The organism is Vibrio sp. R78045 (genome assembly GCF_042466085.1).
In the GTDB taxonomy this organism is placed as follows: Bacteria; Pseudomonadota; Gammaproteobacteria; order Enterobacterales; family Vibrionaceae; genus Vibrio; species Vibrio cyclitrophicus.
Genome location: NZ_JAXHBS010000004.1, coordinates 1 through 18,296 on the forward strand (window position 1 = coordinate 1; position 18,296 = coordinate 18,296).

25 protein-coding genes are annotated in these 18,296 nt (G+C 39.4%); 2 read left to right on the top strand and 23 right to left on the bottom strand.

Annotated elements, in window-relative coordinates; translation table 11 throughout:
• The 17 genes from SJY39_RS00535 to SJY39_RS00615 form a co-directional block, all read right to left on the bottom strand.
• The coding region (locus SJY39_RS00535; RefSeq protein ID WP_390240702.1) for a hypothetical protein at positions 1-304 on the bottom strand (304 nt) is incomplete at its 3' end.
• A gap of 120 nt (positions 305-424) precedes the next feature.
• Positions 425-808 carry a hypothetical protein gene (locus tag SJY39_RS00540; RefSeq protein ID WP_390240704.1) on the bottom strand — a complete coding sequence of 128 codons (384 nt, stop codon included), beginning with the start codon at positions 806-808 and terminating at the stop codon, positions 425-427.
• Positions 809-877: 69 nt separating this feature from the next.
• Positions 878-1,246, bottom strand: coding sequence for a hypothetical protein (locus SJY39_RS00545; RefSeq protein WP_390240706.1), 369 nt, complete (start codon positions 1,244-1,246; stop codon positions 878-880).
• Positions 1,247-1,355: 109 nt separating this feature from the next.
• Positions 1,356-2,537 carry a hypothetical protein gene (locus SJY39_RS00550; RefSeq protein WP_390240708.1) on the bottom strand — a complete coding sequence of 394 codons (1,182 nt, stop codon included), beginning with the start codon at positions 2,535-2,537 and terminating at the stop codon, positions 1,356-1,358.
• A gap of 4 nt (positions 2,538-2,541) precedes the next feature.
• On the bottom strand, positions 2,542-2,811 hold the full coding sequence (locus SJY39_RS00555; protein WP_390240710.1) for a hypothetical protein: 270 nt from the start codon (positions 2,809-2,811) through the stop codon (positions 2,542-2,544).
• An 11-nt stretch (positions 2,812-2,822) separates the two neighbouring features.
• A complete protein-coding gene (locus SJY39_RS00560) occupies positions 2,823-3,830 on the bottom strand; it encodes a hypothetical protein (protein ID WP_390240711.1) in 1,008 nt (335 codons plus the stop codon).
• Between the two features lie 2 nt (positions 3,831-3,832).
• The gene (locus tag SJY39_RS00565; protein ID WP_390240713.1) at positions 3,833-4,105 is read right to left on the bottom strand and encodes a hypothetical protein; all 273 of its coding nucleotides are present in this window, start codon (positions 4,103-4,105) and stop codon (positions 3,833-3,835) included.
• 127 nt (positions 4,106-4,232) lie between these two features.
• Positions 4,233-4,412 carry a hypothetical protein gene (locus tag SJY39_RS00570; RefSeq protein ID WP_390240715.1) on the bottom strand — a complete coding sequence of 60 codons (180 nt, stop codon included), beginning with the start codon at positions 4,410-4,412 and terminating at the stop codon, positions 4,233-4,235.
• Between the two features lie 20 nt (positions 4,413-4,432).
• Complete coding sequence (locus SJY39_RS00575) at positions 4,433-4,630, bottom strand: hypothetical protein (protein ID WP_390240717.1); 198 nt, start codon at positions 4,628-4,630, stop codon at positions 4,433-4,435.
• Between the two features lie 53 nt (positions 4,631-4,683).
• A complete protein-coding gene (locus SJY39_RS00580; RefSeq protein WP_390240719.1) occupies positions 4,684-5,178 on the bottom strand; it encodes a Fe3+-citrate ABC transporter substrate-binding protein in 495 nt (164 codons plus the stop codon).
• A gap of 572 nt (positions 5,179-5,750) precedes the next feature.
• Positions 5,751-6,611, bottom strand: coding sequence for a hypothetical protein (locus SJY39_RS00585; RefSeq protein ID WP_390240721.1), 861 nt, complete (start codon positions 6,609-6,611; stop codon positions 5,751-5,753).
• 112 nt (positions 6,612-6,723) lie between these two features.
• Positions 6,724-7,227, bottom strand: a complete 504-nt coding sequence (locus tag SJY39_RS00590; RefSeq protein ID WP_390240723.1) for a hypothetical protein — start codon at positions 7,225-7,227, stop codon at positions 6,724-6,726.
• A gap of 20 nt (positions 7,228-7,247) precedes the next feature.
• A complete protein-coding gene (locus SJY39_RS00595) occupies positions 7,248-7,559 on the bottom strand; it encodes a hypothetical protein (protein ID WP_390240725.1) in 312 nt (103 codons plus the stop codon).
• A gap of 21 nt (positions 7,560-7,580) precedes the next feature.
• Positions 7,581-8,021 carry a hypothetical protein gene (locus SJY39_RS00600; RefSeq protein WP_390240726.1) on the bottom strand — a complete coding sequence of 147 codons (441 nt, stop codon included), beginning with the start codon at positions 8,019-8,021 and terminating at the stop codon, positions 7,581-7,583.
• Between the two features lie 33 nt (positions 8,022-8,054).
• Positions 8,055-9,464 carry a DNA cytosine methyltransferase gene (locus tag SJY39_RS00605; protein ID WP_390240728.1) on the bottom strand — a complete coding sequence of 470 codons (1,410 nt, stop codon included), beginning with the start codon at positions 9,462-9,464 and terminating at the stop codon, positions 8,055-8,057.
• Between the two features lie 126 nt (positions 9,465-9,590).
• Positions 9,591-9,836 carry a hypothetical protein gene (locus tag SJY39_RS00610; RefSeq protein ID WP_390240730.1) on the bottom strand — a complete coding sequence of 82 codons (246 nt, stop codon included), beginning with the start codon at positions 9,834-9,836 and terminating at the stop codon, positions 9,591-9,593.
• On the bottom strand, positions 9,821-10,585 hold the full coding sequence (locus tag SJY39_RS00615) for a TfoX/Sxy family DNA transformation protein (RefSeq protein WP_390240732.1): 765 nt from the start codon (positions 10,583-10,585) through the stop codon (positions 9,821-9,823). The genes SJY39_RS00610 and SJY39_RS00615 overlap by 16 nt, the downstream gene beginning before the upstream one ends.
• A 595-nt stretch (positions 10,586-11,180) precedes the next feature.
• On the opposite strand from SJY39_RS00615, the gene SJY39_RS00620 reads away from it, so the two are divergent.
• Positions 11,181-11,912 (top strand): DNA/RNA non-specific endonuclease, encoded by a 732-nt coding sequence (locus tag SJY39_RS00620; protein WP_390240734.1) that lies wholly within the window; start codon positions 11,181-11,183, stop codon positions 11,910-11,912.
• A gap of 2 nt (positions 11,913-11,914) precedes the next feature.
• Positions 11,915-12,358: a hypothetical protein gene (locus SJY39_RS00625; protein WP_390240736.1), complete on the top strand. Its 444-nt coding sequence runs from the start codon at positions 11,915-11,917 to the stop codon at positions 12,356-12,358.
• Positions 12,359-12,414: 56 nt separating this feature from the next.
• On the opposite strand, the gene SJY39_RS00630 is transcribed toward SJY39_RS00625, so the two are convergent.
• The 6 genes from SJY39_RS00630 to SJY39_RS00655 are packed head-to-tail and all read right to left on the bottom strand — an operon-like array spanning position 12,415 to position 18,296.
• The gene (locus SJY39_RS00630) at positions 12,415-13,236 is read right to left on the bottom strand and encodes a hypothetical protein (protein ID WP_390240738.1); all 822 of its coding nucleotides are present in this window, start codon (positions 13,234-13,236) and stop codon (positions 12,415-12,417) included.
• Positions 13,229-14,038: a hypothetical protein gene (locus SJY39_RS00635; RefSeq protein WP_390240740.1), complete on the bottom strand. Its 810-nt coding sequence runs from the start codon at positions 14,036-14,038 to the stop codon at positions 13,229-13,231. Before SJY39_RS00635 ends, SJY39_RS00630 begins: the two co-directional genes overlap by 8 nt.
• Before the next feature lie 5 nt (positions 14,039-14,043).
• Positions 14,044-14,715, bottom strand: a complete 672-nt coding sequence (locus SJY39_RS00640; protein WP_390240742.1) for a hypothetical protein — start codon at positions 14,713-14,715, stop codon at positions 14,044-14,046.
• Positions 14,716-14,775: 60 nt separating this feature from the next.
• Positions 14,776-15,849 (bottom strand): hypothetical protein, encoded by a 1,074-nt coding sequence (locus tag SJY39_RS00645; protein ID WP_390240744.1) that lies wholly within the window; start codon positions 15,847-15,849, stop codon positions 14,776-14,778.
• 11 nt (positions 15,850-15,860) lie between these two features.
• Positions 15,861-16,040, bottom strand: a complete 180-nt coding sequence (locus tag SJY39_RS00650; RefSeq protein WP_390240746.1) for a hypothetical protein — start codon at positions 16,038-16,040, stop codon at positions 15,861-15,863.
• On the bottom strand, positions 16,041-18,296 hold the full coding sequence (locus SJY39_RS00655; RefSeq protein ID WP_390240748.1) for an ATP-dependent helicase: 2,256 nt from the start codon (positions 18,294-18,296) through the stop codon (positions 16,041-16,043).

An 18,296-nucleotide genomic window follows, 5' to 3' on the forward strand; every position in this document is an offset into this window, starting at 1 on the left:
CGTAATACTCTAACCCCCCTGCCGCTTTATAAATGCTTATCTTACTATTCCTGCTCGCATCGTTATGTACAGCGTACTTAGAAAACAAAGGACGTTGCCAATTATCTACCAGTGGGGATTTTTGAGATGGTAGGGTCATCACCTCTTTCACCTTACCATGGCCTATCTCATAGTTAACAACCAGTCCTTTTACTGCATTAGGACTATCGGTTGTACATTGTATCTCAACGGTATAGTTGGGATCAGTAAATGCACTCACGCTGCTTGCTAAAAAAAGTGCCAACATTGAAATTCGTTTTCTCATACATAATCCCTCATAAGTAACTCATCCCATAGTAGATTAATTTTAACTCTAGGTGAGCCAATAGCATTTTTCTGAAAAATTTGATTCAAATGGATGAACAGCACTAAGCTTTAATTCAACCTAATGCACTGTTCCTCGACTTCCACCTATAGCAAAGACCACTGGTGAGCTATGAGACTTCGTGGGCTCTAGGGCATCTTGTCTAAGACGTGATAACAACCGTTCGAGTAAATCATCTGAACACATTGGTTGATCGAGCACACGATGGCCATCTCTGATTAACTCACCAAATTGGTATAAGCAATCAGGAGAAATATCTTTGGGTAGCACATCAATATAGGTATCAATTAACAAAGCGTCATCGAGATCCCAGCACGTAAATTCGGGATCGAAATACTCTGTACCAACGAACATAAACAGTTGAGATAAAGGGCGATCCCAACCGACAACAATAACATCACGACAATCGTCGCTTTTGGGGAATATAATTTTTCTTTGTGACATATTGAACCTTATATTTAAGTTGCTATGTAACAAGGCTGAATGGTTGCCTATAAGGGGCTCTCAGTTTCTCTATAGAGAAAAGACAGCGTTAACAAGGTTGCTGGTGGTTTTGTCGTGTACGACGCTCTTGGGGCGTTTACCATTGTTATTGCGCTTTGGTTTGTTGCACTTATTGGGGTTCTTCGCATAAGCACGAACAGTAGACAGTGACACACCAGTTACTTTACTGATTTTCAGCTTGGGCAGACCAGACTTTAACATCTTCAACATTTGTTTCTTAACGTCTGGGTCTATCTTTTCGATATGTAAGGACACACCGAGAATACAGGCCGTCTGTCGAATACAATCTGGCTTTTTCTTCAACTTTTTAGACATTTCTTTAGTGCTAAGTTTGCCAGCATTTTTCATTAAAAATTCCTTTTCTTTTTCAGTCCACATGTAGACCTCCTTTCCTCTCTTTCTAATCACATGTACTTTTTAAACATACCAACTAGGTTAGAGTATTTCTACCCTCCTAATGGATCTAACTATATCGTTCAAACCGCTATTAAAGTGGGTTGACCGTTCTCTCTTCTGCTAGGTGGTGAACCGTTCTTAAATGGAGCTTCTGAATATTGTGGCCACCAGCGAAAACAGTCTTAAATTTCAAAGTACGAACTACTGTTTCACTCGAATACAAGTCAATAGCACAATCAAACCCGTCTAGACCAACATCCAGTGAGAGGACTTTTGATTGAACGACCTCAACGGAAACTAGCCACTTGATTAAGTTCTCTCTTACTTTAATCAAGTCACGATTTTTGTTTGACTCAAGGTGGATAGAAATATATTCAGGCGTAGATCTGAGTACATTCGCATCAGGCTCGCCAACCTCCTGAATGTATCGCAATTTTAACGCTTTCATTTCACGGTATACATCCATTGAATCAGCGTTCCTTGAATGGATGTCATCGACCTCTGACTTGTACTTACTAGACAGTTCGTAAAGCCTTTCTAAGTGTCGCTTACACCGTTCACTATAACTGTCAGATAAGGATTGCATTACAGTGTCTATCACCGTTTTACTCGCCTCATTCATCCCTTTATAGAGCAAATCATAATCGAACTTTTTAGCCGCATTACGCTTGCGAACTGGTAAAGTTTTTGAAAGGTTAGCCAATTCAATCAACTGGTCTAAGCCATAGTCTGAAAAGGCTTTTAAAATTAGAGAAGCAAAGTAAACCTTTGGATTGCTGGCTTTCAAATCTGAACCGCTATTGCTCGCGTTCGACTTTAAATACTTTTCCAACTTTTTAATGGCTGATGGCACATTGTGTAAGCGTATCTCATAAGGCAATTGCACCGCTTTTAAGAAATCACCGCGCAACCAACCATATGACTCAGAACCGCCAAATATCCTTTCAGTAATAAAGAAGTTAATCGCCCGATTCACATTATCAGTCAGACGCTTTTGAGCTGCCTTGGTCGCATGCTCATCTTGATTAATAGCCTCTTCTAACTCAGAGATCGTATCGTCAACAAGTTCATGATAATGAGCAAAGACAGAGTCAAACTTACGCTCAAATTCAAATTTCAATTCGACATCGTATTTCAGATCACCGGTATCGATAACGTCATCCAAAGTTTCCATCAAGTTACCCTGAATGAACGTATCCGTGCTCACTTTCAAATCGTTAAACTTACAAGCACCACGATAGTACTTGATCAGAATTCCATCATTCATAGACATCAAATTACCTAAATTCTTGTTTCAATCGAAAAGTACCAGCTTTCTTCGGTTCTAGAATACTTTTTCGCAAATCTATTTCAATGCAATAGCGCTTAATGTAACCGAGCACAATAGATTGAGCTTGGGCAACAGTTTTGGTGGAGAAATAACCCTTTTTCATTAAGTCATCTGTCATCACTCTTGAGGTAAAAAGATCTTTGTTTCGCTTAAGACCTATCTCAATGAATGACTCTAAAACTGTTTTACCATCGACCATTTCAGATTTATTGGCCATACTGCACCTGTCTACTTAATGTTTTGGGTTTCAGCCTTTGCACTACCAGTAACCCAGCCCTCGACTTCGACCCAACGGCTTTTTTCAGGAAAATCTTTGTAACGGCCTTGGTAGTACCTCTCATGCTGTAGGTTACGCATAAACCCAGCCACAACCTTTTCACCTGTTCCCTTTCTTTGTGTATTTAACTTCAAAGATGAAAAAGAGCTAACATTCGCAATCTGCTTGGTCAGACCAAGATTTTTCGCTTTCTTAACCGAGTGACCATATGGCACTCCTTGGCGCAGAAACTTATTATCTGTAGCGTTGTTGTAGATACCCAGTGAAACAATAAGACGTAGCACCACCATTTGCTGGTGGACTTCTTCATCAGATAGCCCGTTTAGCGGTGTACCGACAATAGAACGACATAAAGCGATTGGGTCTATCTCTGAGTCATCAAAATCGACCCCTAGTAACTCAATAAGCGTTTCATCCGTTAAGCGAAGTAAGTTCTTAGGTATGTTGGGAGTATTGACGGCTTTCTCAGGAATGATGATGTTAATTCGACCAAACGCACCACAAGCTTCCGAGATGACACTTTCTGGGGGTCTTGTTTTTACTAAACCCAACTCAGTGAACATATCGACTGATAAGCGTGGTACTTCTTTCTCCCCTGCATAGACTAACACTGGGGGAATTGATACACCTTTGAACTTTAAACCTGATGGCACAGCTAAACTAAAACTCTCATGCGGCAAAGGGATTCTTGCACCTTGTTTTGGGGTCTTAAATCTTAGAGACATGAGGAAATCTATAGTGGATTGGTCTTCCAAAAATATGATGTTTCTCTCTTGTCGATACCCGTATTCACATACGTGGGTTACAGCATCTAATGACTCAGAATAGGGATGCCCCCCCATCTCCATATACATACTATTGAGATGTTCAAAATGACGAAATACTGGAATGCCGTGCTCTTCTGCCATTCGATCGATTAAGTCTAGTTCTGGGGAATAAGTCAGATACTTACTTGCCATCTCTAATAATCACCATTCTCTGATAAATGATCAAAAGTGTTCTGAGGTTGAAGCATTGGGTGGCTTGAAACTGCTTCTGGGTAGCGTTCATTCACTTCCTCTTCTGTCGCACAAGTATCAACAAATTGCTTTACATCTTGGCCAGCAAGAACGCTTGAAGATGGGTAAACTCCCCAAGCGTGAACACAGTAAGATCCGTCCCTAACTTCATAAGTCATATGAGAGGCTGGTTTCGAGTAAATCTTAATGTCAGAAAGTGCTTTAAACTGAGGCATGGTCAATTCCTTATTGAGCCTCTTAAAAGAGGCTTTAAATGATGCTAATACCGTATATTTGAATTATAGCACTGACACTATAGCGAGGAAAGTGAAAACACCAATTTAAAAGTGTCAATTTTATAGCTTAGCGCTCAACGTTTTGAGTTTGCTTAGATGCTTTATTGGGTTCGCTATAAGAATCGTATCCAGCTATGAACTGTTCGTAACGTTCAGAGTCTGGATGAAGATTATTCAACGCTGAATCTTCAAGAGCAATACCCATTTGAGCCGCTTTCAATCCGCTTTTGAATGCAATTGTTTCCATTTTGAACCTCTCCTATTTAACTATAATAAAGTGACTGTGTAGTTGTTCTTAGTTCTTCTATCAACAATTTCAGCTCGGCCAAACGCTGGATTCCAATCAATCGAGACATTCACTAACGACGAACTCAAATACTCACTGATGGCTTCAAGAAAGCCTTGAGCTTGAACCACTTTGGTTTCTTCCAATATATGATCAACTATCTGAAAACTTGACAACAAAATACGTACTCCCTATTCATTTAAATTCGTACAGTTATGATTTTTCTAAAAAATCAGACTAGTTTTGTAATGCTATAGCGTTCCATGAATTCCAACAAAGGGATTACATCTTTATGAGCTTCAAGCAAGGCCATCTTAGTTTGCGTGTATGCCGCTAACTTTCCATATTTGTTTATCGAGCGAACAACTGTTTTAAGCTTGTAATTACCAGACTCGTCGTACTCTTTCCACTTAGCCAAGTAACACGGTATACGATGATTAGGGTCAGTTTTGGTTGGGGCTGGCTTATAGACAATTACAGGGTCAAGACTGTGAGGCAATCTAAGCAATAATTTGTCGTTCTTTAAAACCTCTGGCCAGTACTTTTTCCAAAGCAACTTGCCAAGATCATTCCTTAACTTTATCGCTACTTTAAGCCCCTCTTTTTCACCAATCTTTGAGTATCCAACACTACGATGTAAAACCTCATCGTCTGGTGTGTGGATGTGGATCTTAAATGTTTTTGCCGTTTGAGAAATAAAACGATGATTTGACAAGTGCGTAGTCATAAGGCTCTAGTTCTCTCTTGAAATACGATAGCAAAGTTCATTCAAAATGGTTTCTGTACAAGGTTCTGACTTAAAGGCTCTTGTAAAAACGTTCACGTCACTAATAAAGTGACACTCTGACAGTTTTAGGTCATAGGGGCAGAATGAATTATGTTTATGCCCGTACTGGACTTTCTTTACTATCATAAGCAAATGAAAAGCCTCATCGCTTGATAAGTTCCTCACTATTGGTAAAACAGTCTCTAAAGGGCTTACAGGCATCCTTTTAGGTACAACATAATGACTCAACACACGTTTGCGACCACGACTATCAGGCTTATGGATACGGGTCGATGTTAAAACGGAATGAAGCTGTTTGGTGAGGTTTAGTTCGCAATAAATGTCGACCATTGATGCCAACGCTTTACCACTAAAATGAAAGCTTAGTTCACCGTTTCTGCGTAGCAACGCTTTACTAGGTATGACAACCTCAGATTGACGAATGATCTGCTCACAAAAATACAAGCAAAATTGCTTCTTGGTTTCACAATCCCCAATAGTCAACAAGGCAACATTCAGCTTTAAGGCTTTAGTCATGCGAAAATATTGGGGCTAGTTGCATTAATCAAACGAGCGCGAGCTCGCTCTTGAATGGTAATGTTCTTCGCAGCTGCGTAGCATAACTCTGTATATAGTCTTGCTTGTTTTGTGTCCATCTTGAGAACACTCAGAGGTAAACCAGTGGAATAAGCATAATCAATCAAAGGTTTGGCTTGTAGAGATGGGTTTTGTATAACCGTTTTCATGGCCAAATATAATTCAACACCCCAAAAATCACACACCTTTGGTTTTATCTGTTGAGCAAGCAATTGAGTTCGAAACAGTGACTTACTATGGCCAAGAGTATTCCAAGTGTCACACCACATGTAATCAATACTTGTACCCACTTCATCCAACACTTTTTGTGGTAACGGTTGATGACAATCAGCCTCGATTACATTGAGACGGCCATCTTTAATGCTATCTTCCCATAGACACCTTGACTGACCGTTTAGTACAGACGGGTACATAGAGATGATTTGAGGATCAACCTCAAGAACCGTAATTTTACGAACTGTAGTTTTTTGCAATAGGCTTAGGACAATCATCGCTAGTCCCAACCCCGACACAACCACATGACCTTGTGCAGAATGTTGCGCCATAATATGACTCTCAAGTTCCATTGGGGTAAGAGACATCACAACACTCTGGTCTTTACTCAGTACGACCCCACCATTGCTCTCAGATAGTGAACTGAAATAACCAGCCAGTTCTTGAGTACCCTTTCTTTCTATAGACCAATCATCTTTAAAATCGTATTCAACGTTGTAGCTCCCATAAGTAGGGAAACCACCAAATTGCTTTTTGATTTTCTTGTGGAAATTGTTGGAGTTGTATGAAAATTGAGAACGCATAATAACCTAGAAAATATGCCAACTGATGATTAAACAATACATCGTTTAAGGAATCTTTTCAATTGGCATTTTCATATCAGGTTTATTTTTTGAGAAAACGTATTGGGATGTGTTAATAACGCCCACAAGCTGGGCATGATTGGGGTCTATTTTGTTCTAAAATGAATATACGGTACAAATATGGCTTAAAGAACTTGTACACGGTGAATCGTAAAAAAATCAATGAAACAACAAGACACCCACTGTAACCAACAAGCCGATTTGATAACAAATTTGTGTAGTCATGGTTCAAACCAATAATCGGTAAAACCACATCTTTTCCATCCATTGAATCCAGTAACAGAAAAACCTCGACTAACTCTGAACGTAAATAAATGGCGAGTGTAGCAGCCAAGACGAAAACGATGACCTCTGCCAAAACGTTAACTCGACCGCGCCTTGATTGGTCAAGTCTAATGTGAGTCACGATAGCCGAAATCAACAGCACCATGAATAGAATAATCAGAGGCACTGGGGCATCAAGTTGGTGAGTGTAAACACTGATTAACTTGAAATATACTAAGCAACCGATAAGTGTAATCAGATAAAGGGCTGCATCCAACATAGATTGTTTCACAATAAAAACACCTTGATTAATTAGTGTGCTGCCTTGCGTTCAAACTTATTTTCGACGTATTTAAGTGCTTCGTGATGGTCTGAGTGAAACAAGCAAATATGTGCTTTGATAGCAGAGTCTTTACCGTCACGTCGGTATTCACGTCGGATGATGTTGTGATACTCAGTGACTAAATTAATGTTTTCCAAACTATGTAGAATACGTTGTTGTAACTGTAATTTGTGAATCTCTTTAGGTGAGATCATAAAAAATGAACGGAAAATAATTGCACCTAAAAACGGCAATACAAAAACTGCATAGGTAACTTCTAATAAACTTAATTGGTATTCCATTTTAACTATTCCTTATATAAATTAATTTAATTCTATGTCGAATAAACCATCAAACTCAAAAGGGTCATCTAACTGAAAGGGCTCTTTGTATTCTGGTCTATTTTCGTAAGGTGGTAATTTGTGCTTTGCTAAAAACAAACGGCACTTTTGATCTAATGAGGAATCCGCATCTTCTAGACGTAGATCTAACATGGCATTAAATGAATCATCGCTATTAACAGCCAACTCATCACCTACTTCACAATTATATGTATTAAAATAAATAACCATTACCGAACCATCTTGAAGATGCCCCCTACCATGGCCATGAACGTTAATGAAGTGTTTAGAAAACTCTTCATTAGTACAATTTGTTGCTTGTATGGTTATGTCAAAGCTTGAATCTACGACTGTATAAAAAACCCCGTCGCATTTAGCCGCTTCATCGTTAACATCTAAAACTTTAGCTCTATAAATAAACAAGTGAACTCCTTTTCACGTAAACGTAGATAGCACTTATGCTGTTAGCAATTCCCGATTAAAACAGAGTGATTTTTTTAAAAAATTGCCTATAAACTCACCCAATGCTGTCCATGGCAACGGGGATACACTGTTACCGCACATTCGATGAACAGCACCAACATTACTCTTTGTTCGAGACATGCAATGAGTACCGTTAGCTACTGTTTCCAACACACGCTCAAGGGACTCTGGAACACGTCTGATTCGCGAGTGCTCTAACCAAGTAAAGTGACGCTGTAAGTCTGAATCGTTGGGATGACCGACCATCGGAGAGCCGATCTTAGGGCTCGCGTAGGTAGCCGAAAGAGCTTTGATTTTTGTATCGTTCGGATAATGCAGGACATTCTTAAAATTGAGTTTAGGGTCGAGTAGCTTTTTCTTAACATGCCCCATCTTTTTCCATAGAACTGAATCCGCATCGATAGGCTCTAAAATCTCCGATAGCGGCTTGTGATCGACGCTAATTGGTGAGGCAAAGGACGATAAACTAAGTTCTGGAAGCCCCTTAGAAACGGCTACAATGCAACCACGCTTACGTTCTTCATAGTCACCAAAGGCATATCCCTCAAGAACAGTGGTCGACAAGGTGTAATCCTTAATCAACTCTCGCGATAGTAGATCAAACGTTTGGGAGGTTAAAAATGGTTGAGCGTTTTCAATTAATAATACGGCTGGATTCATTTTTCGAATGACACTAAGTAACGACATGAACAATGTACCCACAACACTATGATTCAAATCTCGCATATGACTAGGGCAAAGTTTTGACTGGTTTTTACAAACAAGACCGACTTCAAGTACATCAACTTCTGGTAGGTTCTGAGTGACTAAGTCTTGGATATCTTCACCTGTAGCCACAGCGCTTTTACTCGCGTCTTTCCAAATTGGGTTTCCTTGAATATTGCAATTCAAAACCAATTCATCGTTGTCATTTGCAAATTCCATTTCAGTAAGAACACCAGATGAAAACAGTCCATCTTTAATGCATTTTGAAAGAAGACCAAGACCACTAAAGAGCGAACCTAACTTAAGGGGTAAGTTGTTATTAACCTTGAATTTTAATGATTCATTTCTTCTGCGTATTGCTGAGTCAGTAACACTGCTTGTTATGGAAATTCCATCTTTTGAAAAAACGACTCTAACTGAATTGCAACTTTCAAACTTCTTGGCCACGGTTTTATTTTTAAGCTCAACGAGCTCCCCACGACCTGAACTCATAACACAATTCGTACCATTTTCGTCAAACTTCAATATAAAGCCAGATGTGGTTTCTTTCAAAGAATACCTAACGCCAGCAACAAAACCAATTAACCTTAAATAGAATGAGTTATTAATATAAATTCGAGACGCACCGCTACTCAAATGTTTTACTGAATATTTCTGAACTCTGTTTATTAGTTTCATAATAAGCCATTAGTTTTTAATTTTAATAGTGAACCCAACATAACAAGATATTATTATATTTTAAAGCGGTAATCTTAGAGTATGAAAATTATATTTTACTGAGTTGGTTTTTCTAAAAAACGTTACTTACATATAAGATAGGAAATCATCCAAATATTGGGTATTTCCAGTCAACAATAAATGGTCAATATGAATGGCTTCCTGTTCAGATATCATTTTAGATTTATCGTCAAACCAAAGTGTCGCCACACGTTTGAAGACTCTTTGCTTGCCATGAGTGACATTGTCACATTTGCATTTTGAAGTCTGCATGTTGTTGGTTGTTTGAAGAACAAACGCTTTGCTCTCATAGTTAACTACGCATTGGCACATACAGACTCCTTATCAACTGAAAGATTTGCATCCTGACAAACAATATAGTCCTGATACTCTTGAATAATTTCGCATTTTTTCTCTGTCGGAATTGCACAAAAATGGACACTATTCAACGCACCATAGAAAGATAGAAGACAATCATTCCCAGCTGTAGGGTATAAAAGTTTAACTTGTTGGAATGCTTGTAAGTAACCTAAACGTTTAAAGTTGGCCAACGAACCTATCCCTGCCCCTTTCAACATGCGAGAGAATGACAACGAAATATTGGGCAAGTCACGAATTTTAGTAACTTGTTTACGAGTTTCAACGATAACTAAATTCTGCAAATATGAATCTAAGCTCACCTCTGCCAAAGCAGTGATCGAATCTAGGCTTGCAGGAACTGAGTGCCAAAAATCCCTTGGCACATAACTTGTGTCATTTTTCTTAACAGTAGCTGAATGAGTCGAAGGCTTTGACGCTAACTCAAAAAGTGAAGTAGGTTTAGATGGCTTAAAGGCTTTTGGGGCATTAAGGTTCGGGCAAGGGACTGAACCCATCTTTGCCCACAATGGAATTGTTTCTTGCGACACTCTAACGTAAATGATTTTTTCGTACAGTTTCAAGAAAACAACATCGTTGTAATAGTATTGAAAAGTACTAAACATTGAACGTCGAATCACTTTGCTGCGATCCCAGTTATTTTCAATGCAGATTTCATCTATTAGGCTCTCTTCACTTTCATGACCAAGATAAGTTACTTCCATGTTTCACCTCAACAAAAGATTAGATTTAAAAAGTTACAGCATCACTACTTAATGCGCTATAGAAACAAAGTACAAAGTACCATTTAAGTTATCGTTCGAACATTGATTTCAAACCCATTTTAATAATTGCTTAATGTTTTCTATTCCATCTGGTTATGGAATGAGCTTTCAAGTGCGCTCACTGGCTTAAGGACAAACTTTATTGTCTAGATTGCGCTAACGGGCAAACTTTATTGTCTCTCCCACCGTTAAAGCCCTAAATGTGACATCTTGTAAATAGCGCAACGAAATGACTCTTTTGTTGCACTATATTGTCTATTTTACACCTATGCTCTCCAATATTCCAATCTAATTTATAATACAGATTGTATATGTACAAATAAATATGTAACACATAATTACCAATTCTTAGCGAGAAAGTTCGACTCAAAACAAATTGATAGAATTGATAGAATTGATAATAATGCCTCATAATTGCGGCAAAAAACCTTAAAATCGTCAAACGCGCATTCAAATTGCAGATCATTAGAGTATAATTATAAATGTGATGCGTAACCATTAATAACAGATCGTAAACAACATAGGGATATTTAGAATGAACAAGCTAGCTAAGGTTGCGATTGTATTAAGCACGTCTCTTGGTGCAATGCCCTCTTTCGCACAAGACATTTATCAAATTGACTATAAGGGTTTTTCGATTTGGCTAGATTGTGAGACGAAGAGTGCAATTGGCTGGAAGTACATCGCCCGTAAGGATACGGGGAACTATGACAGATACGATTCGTTCTTTCGTGATCCAAATTTACCAAGTAGATGTTCTCAGACATCTACCAAAACTTACAAAACCGGTAAGGGCGAAGTTAAGTACCATCGAGGCCATCTAGTTCCTGCTAATGCGATGGATTACTCAGACTTAACCATAAAGCAAAGTAACATCATGACGAACGTTCTTCCCCAAGTTGCCCAAATGAATACAGGTGCTTGGAAAGAGACTGAGGTCTATGTCGAATGCAGAAGAGACAAATACCCAGTTACTGTTGTTGGGGGTGTATTCGCTGGCAACACACCAATGAATGGTGATTTCAAAATAAGTCATGGGATTCAAGCCCCCGAAGCATTCTGGAAAGTTGCATACAGTGGTAATCAAGCGATTGCTTGGTGGATTCCTAACAGCCCTTTAGCTAAAGCGTCAATGGTCGATAGTTACATTGTCACACCAAGTGAGATTGAATCAAGAATTGGCAGAGATATAGACGTTCCTATTTTTCTGAAAAATAAAAGAGCGGCAAGTACCAATGCCTCTACGAAATACTGTAAAAGGAGTTAATCATGTATACGAGTACAGTCGCCCCTGACCGTATCGAAGCTTTGGAAAAAAGCAGGATCACTTTCATTCCATTGCAACATTGTATAAAGCGGATAAACGGGAAAATCCAAGACTCACAAGACCAACCTTTCATTGCGGCTGGCGATCTCAGACCAATAGAGATGGATCAACAAATGACCCAGATGTTTATTGACTTCTATAACAATGTTATTGAGAAAGGCAATATTAAAAAGTACCTATTAAGCGAAAAGGCAATTGAACCAATTGGTTTTGAGAATGACACCATTCCCTTTGCCTATGTTTCGACTAGAGATTTCATCAACGTTGTCGACTATCGGTTTCAGTTAGATGCGGTATCACCAGAAATGGAAGATGTACGGAATACTTTGCGAAGATGGAGATTGAACTTTGATGTACCAGTTACGTTAATTGCACTTAGAACGTAGCAAGGCTGAACTACCACGCTCTAATTTAATCATATGCCAATATCAATGAGCACGGTTCAACTTAAGTACCCACCCCTATCAGTAACAATCATATTGCAATTCAGCCTTTCACAATTTGATACCCGTTGAGCATGAGCACTAAATTCTATAACGCCCAATTGAGTATTGACCATTACTATTCCTGACAAATCACGGGTCGCCACGTTTTCAAACCACTTTGACAAGTAAGTAAGCTGTTTAAAGCCATTATAAATTCTAGCCCCGACACTCACACAATTCGTTACCTTGATTATCTTGTCGTAATTACAGAGTGCCACATTGTACAGTTCTGGATACTTCGAGACGTAGTGATGAACAACGCTTGCCAAGTAAAATGCTTCTGTCTGAACTTCGGACACACTGGATAGTGGTTCAAATACTTCCTCTTCAAATGCAGTATCAAAGGACTCTTCAACCGTTTGACTTACCTGATCACACATGACCTTACAGACCAACGTAGTGATCACTTCAAGCTGATGTTTTCGTACCTGACCAACCCATTCGTGAAAATAAGTCTCATCACTTCTTAGACCAGCTAAGCCTATGTTCCTGTCGATATGGCACGACTCATCATAATAGCTAATAGTACAAGCTCTCATGTAAGAAGCCGAAACACGTAAGTCCGATTTATCTACACCAACAAAGTAAAACAGATCATCGTACTCAAGGCGTTCGAGCATGGTTGCAAGAGCTTCCCCTTGAAATGACTCTTTTACCTCGTTAACAAGACTCAACAAGCGTTCTTTCTTATCATGCAAATCTAACAGTGATTCGAAACTAACTAAGCCCTGCGGCTCGCGAGAGAGCAGATTGCCGAAAACGTAAAAGTTCTTAACCATTACACAAGCTCCAATCTTCATACTTTCCAAAGACTATCTGCCCTTTTGGAAAGCCGTCGTAAGTGCCGCTTAACGACTGGTAATCCACCAGCTCCAATTGAAACTGATTGTCATAGGTGGAAAGTACTCGACCAATAGTTACCCCCTCTAGCGTATAAAAGTCATCGTCCCACTTACAAACTTTATGGCCATAACTGCCTTGAATAGCTGCTTTGTTCGAGTATTTTTTTTGCAGATCCCGTCTCGTACTTTCCAAGTACTCAGCAAATTCATCTTCTGATTTTTTTAACGCCAATGAGCCAGTTAATTTTGATTTCAGCGCGACTTGCTCTGGTGTTAAGAATCCCATTTTTCGAGCTGAGGACAGCCAAAAAACGCTAGTATAATGGTTACTAGGAGTGCTCAAAGATGCTACCCACTCTTTAGTACTTCCACATAGAGCTTGAGCCTTAGAACTTTCACGCACCTCAAAAAGAAAATGAGGTTTAGCTATTCTTGGGTCATAACACCAATTACCTGTAGTTACGCCATCGTTAACAACACACGCCTTAACAACTGATTGTTTTAGCTGGTTAACATCATCTTGTGTTCCGCACCAGTTCACCAATTTTAGATCTGAACTCTCAGACCTGAAATTAGATTGAGATATCTCACCGCCCGATTGCTTACTAATCTCTGAGAGGTACGCTACTAAGTCACTTGGCATTGTTGGGACTGCTAAAGATGCACTTTCCTTTACATCATTAGACGCACAACCAGTAAAAAGCATGACCAGTGCAGAACAATAAATCGTCTTGCTCATAAGCACTACTCTTCCTCATTCGCGTCTTGTAAATCTAAAGTACTGTCAGAGAGAATGGAATCAACAAAGGTCACTACACCTGTACCTTGTGGCTCGTCGCTAGTAGGTTCTCGTTTGTTCACGGTGCAAGGAGATGACAAGATTTTGTCCAAGTTTCTATTATCGATATTTTGATCGAAGAACTTGGCTACACCATTGGAAAAATGCTCATTGGTGTACGGGTCATCTCGCAAGTGAGCATGTTCTGTTGCTAGTGCCGTAGTGAATTGGAAATCATCAGGGGTTACACGAATTACCTTTAAGAGCTCACCTGACATTGCATCAATATAGTGAACTTCGAATTCTAGAATTTCTGTAGCGTCTGGATAGGATGGAAATGAGCAAGATTTCGGGTTTACAGGGGCAATTACGTCGAATGCTGATTCTTCACCATAGAAGTTTTCAATGCTTAAAAATAAAGCACAGCTTTTTCTATAAGCGGCAATTGATATGTTATCAATCTCATCAATTCGATCAGTGTTGATGATTTTTGCGACTAGGTAACATTTACCGTAATCAAACAATGAAAGGAAAAGTCGCTCTTTCGACTCCAAAATAGCACTAGATGGATATAGGTGATTAACGTAGTGAAAGTAATTTACTTTGTCTGGTGATACTGGTGTTTGATATTGGTTCATGGTTACTTTTCCTTGATAACTGACATAATCAATATAGCACAGTTTATAATCGTATACACATTATAATTCAATGGTAATGTTTTCAGAAAACTGTTCTACACCAACTGGGGATTTAGGTTTTTCAGAAAAACGGTTCAGGTTTTCTAAGACCTGTTTCTGGTACGATTCACTTAACATACTTTGCATCGTCAGCAACTTAACAACCAAGCCTGAATGATTGACTACGTAATTAGCACACTGCTCTATTGCAAACATAAGAGTCAATAATTCCATAGGTTTACTGGACAACGTTGCTAGCGCCTCGGCACAAACACTTTTATTTATTTCTCCCCGAATCTTATACATCAAACTTGACTCAAGGCGGTCACAAAGAAGTGTACTGGCGAGTTCAATTTTTTCGGAGGCTTCATTAGCGTTCACTGCATTAGCTAATGGTAAATCAGCGCATAAGATTACAGCTTTTGAGAGTTGGCGTACTGCTTGACCATAAAAGTCATCGCTGGATCTAAACAACTGTGGGTGAGGTAAATAAATTATACGGTCTGCATAAGAAAAGGTGGCTGTTGGCTTATCTAAGATTCGTATTTCAACCCCCAACTGCTTAGTGACTGACACCATCAACTGATTGATATCCTCTACAGTTACACATTCGACATCTTGGAAATCAGATGCAGTTTCAGGTACATCCTCAAACTGAGAGAAATGGTAAACATTCTGAAATGAACGATATGGTTGATTTAGTTCAGTGACGCTTTCTATGAGCTCCCCTGTTGAATCGTCAAATTGAGTATCAACTTTTGAATTAGCGTATCTGAGTATGACTTTAGGTTTAGCCCCCTCGTATAGTTTCAAACCCAGTTCGTCAGCGTCCTTTAGACCAATGAAACGATTGTCTAAGCGCCCTGTACGGTTGAAGTGTTCGATTATGGGCGCTCTTAAGTAACATTGGCTTACACCACTAATAAAACGCCCTGTACTGACGTTGTAGGCGCGTATCTGACCTACGTGAGCATCTTTGGGCGATTTAAAGTGACTGATGCTTACAAGGCCATACAGTTCATTTAATACAGATGTCCAAGCGTCATCTATAGACGTTTGGGAGTGTTGAGAGGGGGTAAGTTCTAATTCATTCATAGCTGAACAATCTAGGTAGTTGAGTTCAAGTCGAAATTCGTCCATATGCTTGACGGTTTCATGGCTGCATCTCCGCTACCAAACGATTCAATAACTAGTTCGAACTCTGGTAAATCGGAATTGAACTTGTCTGTAAAACGATGATCAGTCATTTTTACTACACCATCAAAACTTTCACTTAGTTCATTCATTTAAACCTCCACATTTTCAAACGATTCTGCATTTTCAACCAATCTAGAGGGGGTCTGAGAATGGTCATGATATTCAAACGTATTATCTAGTAACTTTGAAAACCGCTGCGGGTAACAACGCTGTATTGCGCGGTTGTATTCTCTGGTTGCCGCCATCGTGAGTGTTAAGTGTTCAATAGCTCTAGTAAGCCCAACGTAAAACAAACGCATTTCTTCTTCATAAGCGTCCGTCCCATTTTTGATTGAGGGGTCACGCCACCAGCATTCTTCCGAAGCCCCTATGATAAAAATTGCCTTTTTTTCTAGCCCTTTTGCAGCATGCAAGGTCATAAGTTCAACGTCAGTTTCATTCAAATCATCTTTCTTCTTCTTAACTCGGTCGATAAGTGGTCTTGAACACACGTATTGAAGAAAATTCGATTCCGATAATGAGTATTCGTAGCTGCCATTGAAGATCAATGTGAAATTATGCTCGGCCAATTCCTTTGTGGTGTCTGAGCTTGTCGATTGCGTAGAACCAAATAACCCCAGAAATGAATCAACATAGTGATTGGTCAGTTGCTTAATTACATCCTGCCTAGCTCCCCAGAACTTATCACCATGGGTCTTTTCAATGCTTTCCTTATGTTCGTCAGCCATATTCGAATACTGTTCATTGATCGCTCTACAGTAATCATCAAACGTGTTCACTCTTTGGCAAGATCCTGAAAGACTGACAATAAGGTTAACTAACTTTTTGAGATACGGTCTTGTCGATTCCTTGCATTGGTTATTGGTCATGATATTTGTCAACACTTGGTGACTATTTACTTGGCCATCTGAGTTTTTTGATAGCCCCTTTCTGGCCTCATTGATAATGCTTTGATTCACACCAAATTGAGTAAACATTGCAAACAAGAACTTCAATGCTTTAGGCGAGTAAGGGTGAAAAATAAGGTGAAGAAAGATAACGATATTCTGAATTTCAGGCTCTTCATAAAGACCTTTGTCATTCCCAAGTCGACGATAACTGATACAACGGTTTATCAGGTAGTTCTCCATGCTCTGACCGATCTTATTGAATCGATATAAGATCCCAATATCTTGAGGGGCTATCCCCTTACCTTTCAATTCTAATATCTTGTCGCACACCCAGTGAGCTTCATCATTCTCAGTAACAAACTGCCTCATTGCTGGAATGATTTTTGAGCTTTTATGAGCGATCATTGGTTCTGAAACGAGCTGTATCCCCATATGCTCAGCAATTTTATTCCCAGCGGCTACAACCTTATCTGTAGAACGAAAGTTGTCGGGCAAGTTGATGATCTGAATATTTGCGAACTGCTGCTCAATATTGGCCATCAAGTAACATGAGCTGCCTCTAAACCCATAAATGGCTTGCTTGATGTCACCGAACATTGAAAAGTTTTTACCATCCCCGACTAACGCAAGAATGAAACGATACTGACAAACGTTTGTATCTTGGAACTCATCAACTAGAAAGTACTTAAAGCGCTTCTTAATAGAGATTCTTGTTGTCGCACAGTGCTCAAGCAGCATCATGGCAAAGACAAGCACTTGGTCGAAATCAATTACCTCTCTCTCCCTTAAGAGTGAGTCGTATTGAACCCAGCACTTGAGAAAATAGTGATTTACATAGTCTTTGAAAGTAGAAACTTCGTGAGTTAATTTTTCAGGAAAACGGCAGAGTTCTTCGAGTGAAGTAAAAGGCGAGTCCAAGTCTTTAAAGTAAGTCATCGGGGTGTAACCGAAACTACGAGTAAGTGAGAGCCAAGATGTAAATTCATTGTCCGATTTCTCGACCAAACCATCCAAGTGCTTCACTTGTGCATTGGATAAAGCGTTACGTTTAGAGCTCTTTTTTAACTGCTCTAAAGTTAAGTTGGATGTTTCGAGTTTGAATGTTTTGGATACACAACCGAGCTTCTTTAGGTATGGGTGATTCCAGTGAGCACAAAGCACTTTCCACATAGCAAAACTATGAATGGTCGATATGTTTGCTTTACCACCAGCGACTTGACCAACAATACCAATTACACGGTTTTTAATTTCCATAGAGGCGTCACTGGTAAATGTCATACCAACTATTGATTCAGGTGGATTACCATCACGAATAATCTTAGCAATTCGTGTTGTCAGAACTCTTGTTTTACCAGCCCCTGCACCAGCTGTTATTGCTACTGGTGAACCGCTTGCCAAAACACCCTCGCTCTGCCTTTCCGTCATCCCCTGAATGAGCTGATCTGAACTAATCAT